This window comes from Neisseria sp. P0017.S009, assembly GCF_051957375.1.
Classification (GTDB): domain Bacteria; phylum Pseudomonadota; class Gammaproteobacteria; order Burkholderiales; family Neisseriaceae; genus Neisseria; species Neisseria perflava.
This window is the reverse complement of the sequence record NZ_JBQCWL010000051.1, coordinates 1-208: the sequence shown is the minus strand read 5'-3', so window position 1 is coordinate 208 and position 208 is coordinate 1. Positions and strand designations below refer to the sequence as shown.

Below are 208 nucleotides of genomic sequence, written 5' to 3'. Positions count from 1 at the left end.
CATTGGTGCTGGCCGATGATTTGGCCGTTGCCGTTGTAGTCGAAGCAGGTAATGCTGTGGCTGTTGGCGGCACGGACGAGGTTGCCGTCCGGGTCGTATTGGTAAACGGTTTCCTGAAACTTGTCGTTGTTGCGGGCGAGGGTATGGATTAAGCGTCCCAATATATCGCGTTTGAACTCGGTAATCCGCAGCGGGGTTTGGCTGTCGA

1 pseudogene is annotated in these 208 nt (G+C 55.3%); it reads right to left on the bottom strand.

What is annotated here, in order from left to right:
• Nucleotides 1–208, bottom strand: a pseudogene (locus tag ACTHTG_RS11280) (RHS repeat protein); the annotation flags it as partial.